General features: G+C 36.4%; 8 protein-coding genes. 2 read left to right on the forward strand and 6 right to left on the reverse strand.

Annotation, left to right across the window (positions count from 1 at the left end; all coding sequences use genetic code 11):
* Positions 1-155: 155 nt before the first annotated feature.
* On the forward strand, positions 156-1394 hold the full coding sequence (locus tag M2373_RS17665) for a family 43 glycosylhydrolase (RefSeq protein ID WP_259112485.1): 1239 nt from the start codon (positions 156-158) through the stop codon (positions 1392-1394).
* Between the two features lie 136 nt (positions 1395-1530).
* Here M2373_RS17665 and M2373_RS17670 read toward each other — a convergent pair whose 3' ends face one another.
* Genes M2373_RS17670 through M2373_RS17680 form a run of 3 tightly spaced genes read right to left on the reverse strand, consistent with a single transcriptional unit; the run spans position 1531 to position 2957 of the window.
* The gene (locus tag M2373_RS17670; RefSeq protein WP_259112486.1) at positions 1531-2304 is read right to left on the reverse strand and encodes an NAD(P)-binding domain-containing protein; all 774 of its coding nucleotides are present in this window, start codon (positions 2302-2304) and stop codon (positions 1531-1533) included.
* A gap of 25 nt (positions 2305-2329) precedes the next feature.
* Entirely contained in the window at positions 2330-2632 is a 303-nt protein-coding gene (locus tag M2373_RS17675; protein ID WP_259112488.1) for a type II toxin-antitoxin system RelE/ParE family toxin, read from the reverse strand.
* Positions 2607-2957, reverse strand: a complete 351-nt coding sequence (locus M2373_RS17680; RefSeq protein WP_259112489.1) for a hypothetical protein — start codon at positions 2955-2957, stop codon at positions 2607-2609. Before M2373_RS17680 ends, M2373_RS17675 begins: the two co-directional genes overlap by 26 nt.
* 615 nt (positions 2958-3572) lie before the next feature.
* Between M2373_RS17680 and M2373_RS17685 the strand changes: the two genes are divergently transcribed.
* Complete coding sequence (locus M2373_RS17685; RefSeq protein WP_259112490.1) at positions 3573-4628, forward strand: GTP pyrophosphokinase family protein; 1056 nt, start codon at positions 3573-3575, stop codon at positions 4626-4628.
* A 284-nt stretch (positions 4629-4912) separates the two neighbouring features.
* On the opposite strand, the gene M2373_RS17690 is transcribed toward M2373_RS17685, so the two are convergent.
* From M2373_RS17690 to M2373_RS17700, 3 genes are all read right to left on the reverse strand, one after another.
* Positions 4913-6898 (reverse strand): urocanate hydratase, encoded by a 1986-nt coding sequence (locus M2373_RS17690; RefSeq protein ID WP_259112492.1) that lies wholly within the window; start codon positions 6896-6898, stop codon positions 4913-4915.
* 293 nt (positions 6899-7191) lie between these two features.
* Positions 7192-7608 (reverse strand): endonuclease domain-containing protein, encoded by a 417-nt coding sequence (locus tag M2373_RS17695; RefSeq protein WP_259112494.1) that lies wholly within the window; start codon positions 7606-7608, stop codon positions 7192-7194.
* 307 nt (positions 7609-7915) lie between these two features.
* Entirely contained in the window at positions 7916-12094 is a 4179-nt protein-coding gene (locus M2373_RS17700) for a T9SS type B sorting domain-containing protein (protein WP_259112495.1), read from the reverse strand.
* Positions 12095-12153: the final 59 nt, after the last annotated feature.

The raw sequence follows: 12153 nt of genomic DNA on the forward strand, positions 1-12153 counted from the left end.
ACTTTGTGATACAACAACTACAAAATTTTTTAATCATAACTGATGCTCAACTGAGCTCAGCATGACATTGCTACTATTTATTAACCATGTTCCCGCAGGATACTCAAATAAAAAAGGATTAAGATATTTGTTTTCATCAACTAACATCTTTAATCATGAGGAAAATCTCTTTTCTTTTATATCTGCTGGCGTCAGGTTGTATAAATCCATTTGTTTATGCACAAGAACCTTACACTCCTGTTGCAAAAGATACGGTTTGGGCTCGCCAGTTTCTGCCAATCAGTGGTCCAGGAAAGAAAGTTTCAGGGGATGGTTTCGGAGGATGGCGAAGCGGAACAGATGGCGTACGATACAAAGGAGAACATCCCAGACCTGAATATAGTTTAAATTTTGAAGGATTAGCGAAAGGAACTGCCGTGCAAAAAGGCTTACTTCCTCCTATCAAACCCGCATTGGAACTGCATTTACGTGACGGTGTCATTACACTTGGCGGCGATGGAAATTATTATCTTACAGGATCTTCGGGAGATAATATCTGGGCATACACCGCAGGAGTAGAATTATGGAAATCTAAAGATCTTGAAAGCTGGAATTATGTAGGTCTTGTCTGGGATATTAATAAAGATGCTGAAGAGTGGGTAAAAGCATGGCGACAACATCCAAAAAGGGCCGTGAGAGCCGTTTGGGCTCCTGAAATTCATTATATTAAAAACAATTATTACATCTGCTTCAGCATGTGTCCGAGTGGTATCGGAATTCTGAAAAGTGTTTCCGGGAAACCTGAAGGTCCTTATGTAAATGCTTTTGAGAAAAAAGGCTCTATTGTCGATGGAATAGACCCTACTCTATTTCAGGACGAAGATGGCAAAGTGTATTTCACATACGGAGCAGCCAAGGAAATTGCACAGCTCAAAGATGATTTGAGTGGTTTTGCAACGCCTTTCAAAAAAATAGACTTCACCCATTATGATACAAATCCTTCTCATCACGCACCAAAGTGTGAAGCCAGAGGAATGCATGATCTCGGTCATGAAGGGGCAGTGCTTTTCAAGAGAAACGGAAAATACTATCTGGGAGCCGCAGATAATTATGAAGAAAGATATTCGACCTGTTTAGCCGTATCCGATAATTTGTACGGACCTTATGAACATCGTCATGAATCTGTTCCCAGTGCAGGCGGTACAGGCTTTTTCAAAGATAAAAAGGGAAATTGGTGGAGCACCTATTTTGGAAACGACTCACAAACACACTTCAGAGAAAAAGTAGGCTTGATTATGGTTGATTTTACGCCTTCCGGAAAGGTAATCCCAGCTAAGAAACAGCCTTTTGTGGGCAAAAAAGATGAGAAGGTCTGGGAAGAAAAATGGAAAAAGATTTGGAAGTCGGTGAAGTAAATTTAAAAGTTCATTCTTACGAAACGTTTGTCATTCTGAATAGACCCAAAAATGGAATTAAGAATCCCTAATCTTTTATATTGAGATTCTCTCTACATCAGAATGACAAACGTTCTGAATTACTTCATTTAAAATATTATTCAGAAACACCTACAACATGAAAATATCTTGGATCCGGATATTGAAATTCAAAATCCAGTTCTGAAATTAATTTTGCAGAAGAGATCAATCTTCCCTTCGTTGTGCGCTCCCCTGTGTATGGCAAATCTTTCTGAGCATTGATGATTTCTTCTTTATTAGGATGAATTGGTGCCACAACATTGTACACCTTTCCCTGAGATTGATGGTCCAGCATTTTTTCCACCATCGAACAGATATCCGCATAATGAATATGATTCACCAATAGATCCAAATTAGAAATATTATAATTCTTCAACAGTCGCTGACCGCCCATTAATCCTGCTAATCTTAAAATATTTGCATTCGGAAATGTATTGGTAATAAAACTTTCGCTTTCTACATTTTCAGCAGGCTGATCGTCTTCTGTAAATTCTTTTTCTTCCGTCTGAGGATAAACACCTGTCGAGCTCATTAAAAACAACTGTCCTTTATAGTCTCCAAGAAATTTCAATACATTTTCCTGTCTGTCTTTCATCGAAATCTGCATCCCTCTGACTCCCGAAAACGGAACAGTGATAATGATCGCATCTAATTGTGATACAACCTCCCACTCTCCCATTTCAGATTGAGCGTCCGGAAAATCAACCAATGTTGTATGATATCCTTTTGATTTAAATTCTTCTATTTTGGATTCGGATGTCGTGGTTACAAAGATTTCATATCGGTTTGAAAGTCTTTCCGCAATATGGTTTCCCAACCAGCCACAGCCGATGATTCCTAGGTTTTTCATGTTTGTTTATTAGATTGTAGTTTATTTATAGGGTTAAAGATTTGTAGTTTTCGTCAGGATTTTGAAAGTTTTGGAGGACACGAACAATATAAATGATATTATTTTCAATTTTATAAATTAAAGTATTATGCTTTGTCAAAAGATATTTTCTGAATTCTGTTTCTTCATAACTTGAAAATAATACTTTTCCAGATGATAAAATCTCTAATGCTTTATCATATTTTTCATAAAAATCTAATAAAACTTCATATGACCATTTATTCAAAAGATAATCTTCAATATTTTTCAAGTCTAAATCGGCACTAGATAATACCTCTATCTGCATCATCTTTATACTTTTTTAATCTTGCATTTCTCTCTGATTTCCAAGTTTCAAATGGTATTGTGTTCCCGTTTTTAATATCTTCTTCCGCCCTTTTCAATGATTCCAAAATTTCTTCTTTGGTTTCATTCTGCCATTCTCTGAGTTCGATCGTTTTAGAAATCACTAAAAGTTCTTCGGGCGTAAATCTTTTATCTTTTAATTTTTTAAAAAACGTCGGTTTCTTAATTCCGGATTTCTCAATAATATAAGACATTTTGAAAGGAGAATTCTTTAGAATCTCATCAATATTGTTTTGGATCTCGATATATTTTTCTATTTCTGCTGTCATTATTTTATGTTTTTTAGTGTCATTATTTTATACAAATATAATAAATTAATGAATATTGGTAAAAATAAAACCTACATAAAGCAGGTTTTGAATGACTTAATTTTTAGAAGAATTAACGCACTGATCTTTCTTATAGATATTAAAATTTCACACTGCCTTTACAAAAAGATAATTGGTAATAACAGGATATTTTCCAGATTGAAATTTGAAATAATTCTTCTTGTTAACGTCGCAAAATCTTTAGTAATCAATTTGGGAAGTGCAATTTTCATTTGCTTGTGTTTTTAAATTAATAAATTAAAAATCAAGTATATAAAAAGTTGTTTAGTTATAACTATCCTTAAAACAAATAACCATGTATCTCCTAACATTCCCACAACTTTTAGGAGACCAACGAAAGCCTCCGATGATTACAAACAACCTTATTTTAAATAAATGAAGGACCGGCGATTTGTTTTATGGGTGTTTGTAAGGTTCTGCGGATGCAGGTGGTTTTGATTGGGTTATTTTGAAATTAATTAACAAAATTTCTATAGAAATACGGGGATTATTTTAAACTACTTTTATATATTTGAACTTATTAGTCAGCATACTAATTTCATTTAACTATTTATCATGAAAGAACAGATACTACAAGAATTTTTAGAAAAACAAAAAAACTACGATTTGTTTTGTGACAGAATTATAAATTTAATTGGTGACTTGTTACGTCAAAAGGAAATGCTTGTACATAATTTGTCTGGTCGTGTAAAAGAAAATCAAAGTTTAGCTCGAAAAATAGAAAAGAAAATTGATAAGTACTCTTCAATAAATGATATTACAGATATTGTGGGCGTTAGAATAATAACGCATTTAGAAAGTGACGTTGATCTTGTTGAAAAATTGATAAGAGACGAATTTAAAATAGATGAAGGAAATTCAATTGATAAGAGAGAATTAAATAATGACCAATTTGGATATCGCTCACTACATTTAGTTATATCATTAAATAATTCAAGAGATAGTTTAACTGAATACTCTGCTTACAAAGATCTAAAATGCGAAATACAAATTAGATCTATATTACAGCATGCTTGGGCAGAAATTGAACATGATTTAGGGTACAAAGGTAAAATCGAAATTCCAGATCAATACAAACGAAATTTCAATAGATTATCAGCGCTATTAGAAACAGCAGACAAAGAATTTGATAGATTAAAAAAAGAACTCTCAACTTATGAATATGATGTCTCGGATATGATTATTTCTGAACCTCAAAATGTTGGTATAGATAAAGCTAGTTTAGGAAAATTTAATTTGGAGAATGAAATATTAAAAGAAGCAAGAAATTTTCTTTCGAATAAAATGAAGTGGGATTATGTTGAGCTTAATAATGGTGCAGATGAAGGAATTATTTCAAGATTTTCTTACTTCAAAATGAAAACAATTAAAGATATTAGCGACTCTCTTACAGCAAACAAGGAATTGTTTTTTAAATTCATAGATGTATTCACTGATGATTTTTTCTATCCTGAAATTTCAATTGATGTGATTCTGTATTATTTCCAACATTTTCTAGCTTCCCTCTCAGAAAATGAAGACTACATCGAAGGATATCTAACATATGATTATAATATCAATGGTGAACCTAAAGAATTTATAGAAAAATTACAAAAGGCTAAAAAATTATAATAAATCATATTATACTGACAAGTACTAAAGAATTGAGATTATGTAAAATAAAAGAAATTGAATTTTCCTAGCTAGCGCGAGCTTCCAAGCTCGTGCATCCATAAATAAGGATCCTCGCACCAGCGTAAAGACAACTATTTTTCAAAAGTATAAAACAAAGAAAACCTGCCTCACAGCAGGTTTTTATATATTGCGTCATTGCGAGGAACGAAGCAATCCATTCAAAGTAGTCCTACTAATTCAACAGATTGCTTCGTCTTTCATCCTCGCAATGACGTTCGTCCTTAAAACAAACTCTCATCCACAAAATTCGGAAGTGTCACTTTTAGGTTTGGTTCTGCTTCCATTGCTCTTTTGATGGCGAAAACAGCGCCTTCATTTCTGGCCCAGCTTCGTCTTGAAATTCCGTTGTTGACGTCCCAGAAAAGCATCGATTTTAATCTTCTGTCGGCATCATCGCTTCCGTCAAGCAGCATTCCGAAACCGCCATTGATTACTTCGCCCCAGCCAACGCCACCACCGTTGTGAATAGAAACCCAGGTCGCACCACGGAAACTGTCACCAATCACATTGTGAATCGCCATATCTGCCGTAAATCTAGAACCGTCATAAATATTCGAAGTCTCTCTGTAAGGCGAATCTGTCCCTGAAACATCGTGGTGATCTCTACCCAAAACTACCGCTCCGATTTCTCCGTTTTTAATGGCTTTGTTGAAAGCTTCTGCGATTTTCATTCTTCCTTCTGCATCGGCATATAAAATTCTCGCTTGTGAACCCACGACCAATTTATTTTCCTGAGCCCCTTTAATCCACTGAATATTATCCTTCATCTGCTGTTGAATTTCTTCAGGAGAGTTTTTAATCATTTCTTCTAAAACCTGACAAGCAATTTCGTCTGTTTTCTGTAAATCTTCCGGTTTTCCGCTTGTACAAACCCAACGGAAAGGTCCGAAACCATAATCAAAACACATTGGCCCCATAATATCCTGAACATAAGAAGGGAATTTAAATTCTCTTCCCAACGTCGGATTTTCAGCCATTACATCGGCTCCGGCTCTTGAGGCTTCCAGCAAAAACGCGTTTCCGTAATCGAAGAAATAGGTTCCTTTTTCTGTATGTTTGTTGATCGCAGCAGCATGTCTTCTTAATGTCTCCTGAACTTTTTCTTTGAATAATTCAGGATCTTCTGCCATCATTTTATTAGATTCCTCAAAACTTTGCCCGACAGGATAATACCCACCAGCCCAAGGATTGTGAAGTGAAGTCTGATCTGAACCGATATCGATTCTTAAATTTTCCTGATCAAATTTTTCCCAAACCTCAACGATATTTCCAAGATAAGCCAGAGAAACTGTTTCTTTATTTTCCTGAGCTTTTCTGACTCTTTCTACCAATTCATCAAGATTTTCATGAATTTCATTCACCCATTTCTGTTCATGACGAATTTTTGTGATTTTTGGATTCACCTCAGCACAAACCGTAACGCAACCTGCAATATTTCCAGCTTTTGGCTGAGCGCCACTCATTCCGCCCAAACCTGAAGTTACGAAAAGCCCGCCTTGTGGTTCTTTATTTATTTTTCTGAAAGCATTTAATACCGTAATGGTTGTTCCATGAACAATTCCCTGCGGTCCGATGTACATATAACTTCCTGCTGTCATCTGTCCATACTGAGTTACCCCAAGCGCATTGAATTTCTCCCAGTCATCCGGTTTAGAATAATTAGGAATCATCATTCCGTTGGTCACAACCACTCTTGGAGCATCTTTATGGGAAGGAAATAAGCCCATCGGATGTCCCGAATACATAGTTAGTGTCTGTTCATCGGTCATTTCCGACAGATACTTCATGGTTAAAAGATATTGCGCCCAGTTTGAAAATACCGCTCCATTTCCGCCATACGTAATCAATTCATGCGGATGTTGAGCGACTGCATAATCCAGATTATTCTGAATCATCAGCATAATCGCTTTTGCCTGCTCAGATTTTCCCGGATATTCAGCAATATCTCTTGCTTTCATTTCATAATCCGGACGAAAACGATACATATAAATTCTTCCGTATTTCTCTAATTCTTCCTTAAATTCAGGCAGCAATTCTGCATGAAACTGAGGTTCGAAATAACGTAAAGCATTCTTTAAGGCTAATTTTTTCTCTTCATCTCCTAAAATCTCCTTACGTTTCGGAGCATGGTTGATATTGGTTTCGTATGGTTTCGGCTGTGGTAACTGGCTTGGAATGCCCTGTTGTATCTGTTCCTGGAAAGTCATATTACGGTTTAAGGTTCTATGTTTAACGTTAAATGTTATTAAAATTGAAAGTTTTAAAGATATTCAATTTATAAAATATAAGACAAATAAAATTTTAATGGACGTTTAGTCGTAAAATTCCCCTCCTCTGGAGGGGTGGCGAAAATTCGGAGAATTTTTAACGGGGTGGTTTACAATGTCTACTAATTGGGGTAAACTTTTTTATGTTACATACTTATTGAACCACTCCGTCTTCTTTCTTCGGTCGAATCCACCCCTCCAGAGGAGGGGAATTTCATTGTGAATAATTAGAATTAGTTTTTATAGTTTTCAATAATAAAATCCCCCAAGTCCTTCATTACTAAAGAAATATTATTCCTCACATCAAAATCATTAATTCTAAAAATTTTTAAGCCTAAAGATTCCAAATATTCATCTCTGATTTTATCGTATGCTTCTTTTTTATCGTGACTCCAACCATCGATTTCAATAATTAATCCCAACTTTTTAACGTAAAAATCTACAATATAATTTCCGATAATTCTTTGTCTGTCGAAATCTATATGGTGAAATTTTTTTGCGTGGACCTGTTTCCAAAACAGAACTTCGCCAAGAACTCCGGCTTTGCGTTTTCCGCTTAATAATTTTCTTAAGCTGGGGTTATACGGTAAGTTTTCTATGAAGTTTTCATGAATAGGAATTCCGTTGATTTCTGTGAGGATTTTTTTCATTATTTGTTGTTTTTGTGTCTTTGTTTACCACCCCGTCTTCTTCCTTTGGTCGAATCCACCCCTCCGGAGGAGGGGAATGTCATTGTAGAAAGATTCGATTGGTTAATTTAATGATAAACTTAAAAAATTCAGCTATAAAATCAAATGTTGAGGTTCTAAACTGCATCGTTGAGTCTTCATAATAAAATGGCAAATATGATGTAAGATGACAAACATTGCGGGTATTTTCAAATTGAAAAAGTCTATATGAGAAGAGCCCGGCACAACTTCGTTGTGCCGGGCTCCATTAACTATCAATTTAAATATTTTAATTATTATTCTTTACGAGAATCCATCCTGTAAACGTTCTGCCATCAGGAAGTGTAATGACATACCAATAACTGGAAGTCGGAATGGCTCTTCCTTTTATCGTACCGTCCCAGACAATCTGGGTATTGGTATTTTGTTCAAAAATAAGTGACTGATAACGGTCGAAAACTTTCACATTGGTCTGTCTGTTTCCGAAAACATGCAGATCTCTTACGATCCATTTATCATTAACTCCGTCCCCATTAGGAGTAATTGCATTTTTAATATCTAAAACGACTCCATCCTGTTTCACAATACACTCACCTTCTACATATTTTACATAAAAGGTCGTTATTCCTGTTGGGAGGTTATAAAAGATATTGCTTGGCTGCCATGTCGTTCCATCAATAGAATATACAATAGGTCTTGAGCCTGTAGCATGAACCGTAGCGGTATTACCATTGATTTCCAGCTGCTGAATAACCGGAACATCATAGTATTTCAATTCAAAAGTATCTGTGTAAGAACATCCGTTACTTGCTGTCACTGTCAGTTTATATTGTCCGAGTATTTTTATCCCCGTTATGGTATTGGTCGTAGAAATTATCTGTCCTATAGGGTCCGTCCAGACATAGCTTACAATAGTATAGTTGGGAATCTGCACTGTATAATCTAAAAATCCGTCCGGGCAAATAAACTGTGTAGGAATATCAAAAATAGGCGTTGGCTTTAATGAGACATGAATCTCTACTACTCCAGAACAAAATCCTGAGACGCTTACTTTTACATAAATAATACTGGAACCTGTATTTTGATTAAAAAGGTAATTGCCGGGTGTATTAATGACATTCGTTCCCGCATTAAGATCAGCTAATGAAGGATAATAACTGAAATTCACATTCGGTCCTGTATAAATCTGCTGCTCAAACTGAGTCAGATTAACATTTTCAATACCGTCATTTCCTGTATCACAAATGGTATTAAGCTGGAATGGTCCGGTATTCTGCAGGGTAATTTTTGTTCCGAAAATAAAATTAATCACCGCAATATCATCACAACCCGGAAGATTCTGTACTTTCACCCAGATCTGCGTAGGAAAAGGCTGAGCCGTAAAATTTCCGGGATTAGAAATAGGATTCGTACCATTCTGAGCATCTGACTGAGTAAGATAAAAGCTGAATGTATTCATCGGATTAGGAATATCAACCATCGAATCTGTAAAATTCAGTAAATTAACTTCGTAGCTACCATCTAAATTTTCATCACAAACTGTAATGGTAGAATTGATGGCTTTAGGCGGAAAATAGGTATTCAGCTGAATGGATGCCACTGAATAACATCCTGTGTTGTTTGACTGAAATCTTGCCCATACCGCGATGCTGGAAACATTTGTTGTAACAGTCGTTCCAATCTGGGTTGAAGGATTTCCGGCGTTGGCATCTGCAGCAGTATTATAGTACGTAATGGTCATATCCGAAAGCGGCAGCGTATTTTGTGACGGAATAAATAACTGAGAAGTAGCATTCGTTAACTGAAAAGTTTCATTTAAATCAAAATTTTCATCACAGGTATTCAATGTTGCATTATTTAAAACCACCGGCGGCAGGAATGTCATCTGAATATTGATCCGAGCGGCAGAAAAACATTCATTAGCATTAAATTTAACCTTTACATAAACCGTTGCACTTCCTGCTACCGAAAACTGGCTCGGATTGGTAATTTCATTTGAAAAAATATGTGTTGACGGATCGTAAGATGTATAATAGGTAAAAACAGCATCCGAGCCGCTGTAAATCTGGGGCTGAACCTGAATAAGATTGTATATTTCCGCTCCGTCATTATTATTATCGCAAATATTATTAAGGGTAATATTGATGGGTGAACTCACCACAGGAGTGGACGTAAGGCTCAAATTCACAGGGTAAATCTGCTGACAGGTATAAGAGGTAATTTTTACAAAAATCTGCTGATTTCCTGTTATATTGATGTTGGTGATCGCATTAATTCCGTTTTGGGCATTGGCCTGCGTGAGATAAAAAGCAACCGTTGCATTCTGAGTTCCGATGATAGCTCCCGCTAACGGATTCAACTGTACATTTTCGGTATTATCGTTATTAAAATCGCAAACTGCAAAATTAGACTGAACAATTACAGGATGCACCAGATTCACATGAATGGGTCTTATCGTATAACAGTCATCTGATATCTCAAATCTCACAAAATAGGTTTGGGTCACAAAATTACCATTGGTCGTAATGACCTGATTCGGGCTGATCGGATTGGTGCCCAATGTTGCACTTGCAGCATCCGCATAGAATTCAGTCATCGGTACCGTTGTTGGTAAAACAAGCATTCCTGCTGATAAAGCCGTAAGATTTACGCTGATATCATCCGTCCCGTTAAAACAGATATATTCATTCTTTTCATTAGCTGTAATCTTATTAAAAGTGACATTCATATTCACCGGAACAACAGCAAAACATCCATTAGGGATCTGCACTCTAATAAAAATCTGATAAATACCATCCCGGATTGTATTTAACACCGCACCGGTTCCTGTATATGCTCCGTCATACGTTTGAAATGCCGTAAAAGTAGCTCCTGTCTGCGTTGTAATCAAAGGTCCGATCGTTAATGCATAATCGAAAGGTTCATTATTATCAGCATTAATATCACAAATAGTATACGTGAAGCTGACAGGTGAGTTGACATTAGGTCCCGGCTTAAACTGAAAATGAACAGGTCCTAATATATACGTACAGCTGGCATCCTGAAGTCTTACCCAAAGCGATGTGTTTGCCGTAATATTCGCAGCTGTTAGAGCATTTATGTTGTTTTGAGCATCTGCCTGTGTGGAGTGGTAGGAAATTCCGGTTGTTCCCGTAGGGAAAAGCTCGGAATTCAATAGAGCCAGACTATAGCTCTGCTCTGCTCCATCATTATTGACATCGCAGATTTCTACCGTATTTTTAAGCAGGCTCTTGGTGAGTAAATTCAGGGTTAAAACCGCTATTCTATAACAGCCTGGATTCGTAGGATTTTGAATTCTTACATAAAAAACGGTATTTGCCGTAAGATTATAACTTACAGGTACCGCATTGATTCCGTTCTGAGCATCCTGTAAACCGGTATGAAAGCTGAAATTAAAATTCGCAGGATTTTGAGAAGTTAAATTAGCCTGGTAGCTATTCAGGTTAATATTCACGGAGGTATTTCCGCAAAAATCCTGAGTGTAGTTTTTTGCTGCGGGATACGTAGGATCAAAGGTCAACGTAAAATCATCTGTCAGGGTCAGAGTACTGTTTCCACAAATATCAAATACAACGCTGGCAGTATACACCTCATTTTGCGTTGGACAAATGGTCGTTTGTACACCGTTTCCAACAGTCTGACCGGAAGAATTTGTCCACGTTACCTGCGGCTGAATTACATTTCCCTGTGGATTGAATCTCCAGCCTTCCTGCAAAGACTGCCAAACACCGGTATTTCGGGTTGCAGGAGAATACCCTTGCGTTCCGTCAGCATTCATTACCCCAATTAAAGCATTTTCAAATTTTCTTGTAGGACAGGGGGTTAATTTTTTATCGACAAAAACTTCAATACTATTGGTTGTTTCATTCAAAACAATCTGTGAAGAAGAGCGGTCTGTACATCCTGCTACCCTGCCGTTATAAAAATTAATGATAAACTTCCTGTAGGGCGCCGTCCCTATCGTTGAATAATAAATTTCTGATGAATCGCCATTGGAAAAAACCATATCATGATAAACTCCGAAAATAGAATTCTTCGGAAGACTCGCGTTTGGATTCTGCCACTGTACATTCGGGTAATTGATATTTCCGAGCTGCGTGAGATCGAAAGTTACCATTCCGTTGGAGCCCACCACCAAAGCGTCAAAATATTGATTAAAAAAACAAAATTTAAAAGGAAGGTCAAGCTTTACAGCAAAAAGGTCATCATAATTTGCGTTCAGTGCTGTTCCTTGGTTCATTGCAACAGGAGGTGCATATGTTGCCTGACTTACTTCATAACTTGTCGTTTGTTTCAGTACAGGATATTCCACATGAAGGGCTAAACAGCCATTCGCATCGAGGTTGTTAGTACAGCTGACATTAAAATTTTCATTCCCAAGCGCATCTTTTACTTTTATGTCTACGGGAGCTTGAGAAAAAACAAAAACACCAACTAATAAGAACAAAATTTGTAAAAATCTTATCATTTATTAAAAAAATTAATCACTACTTAATGATAAAGTTA

It is taken from the genome of Chryseobacterium sp. JUb7 (assembly GCF_024806495.1).
Taxonomy (GTDB): domain Bacteria; phylum Bacteroidota; class Bacteroidia; order Flavobacteriales; family Weeksellaceae; genus Chryseobacterium.

Excerpts from the sequence above, each read along its gene's own strand:
- M2373_RS17665 (WP_259112485.1), top strand. The coding sequence starts at position 156 with ATGAGGAAAATCTCTTTTCTTTTATATCTGCTGGCGTCAGGTTGTATA.
- M2373_RS17670 (WP_259112486.1), bottom strand. The coding sequence starts at position 2,304 with ATGAAAAACCTAGGAATCATCGGCTGTGGCTGGTTGGGAAACCATATT.
- M2373_RS17675 (WP_259112488.1), bottom strand. The coding sequence starts at position 2,632 with ATGATGCAGATAGAGGTATTATCTAGTGCCGATTTAGACTTGAAAAAT.
- M2373_RS17680 (WP_259112489.1), bottom strand. The coding sequence starts at position 2,957 with ATGACAGCAGAAATAGAAAAATATATCGAGATCCAAAACAATATTGAT.
- M2373_RS17685 (WP_259112490.1), top strand. The coding sequence starts at position 3,573 with ATGAAAGAACAGATACTACAAGAATTTTTAGAAAAACAAAAAAACTAC.
- M2373_RS17690 (WP_259112492.1), bottom strand. The coding sequence starts at position 6,898 with ATGACTTTCCAGGAACAGATACAACAGGGCATTCCAAGCCAGTTACCA.
- M2373_RS17695 (WP_259112494.1), bottom strand. The coding sequence starts at position 7,608 with ATGAAAAAAATCCTCACAGAAATCAACGGAATTCCTATTCATGAAAAC.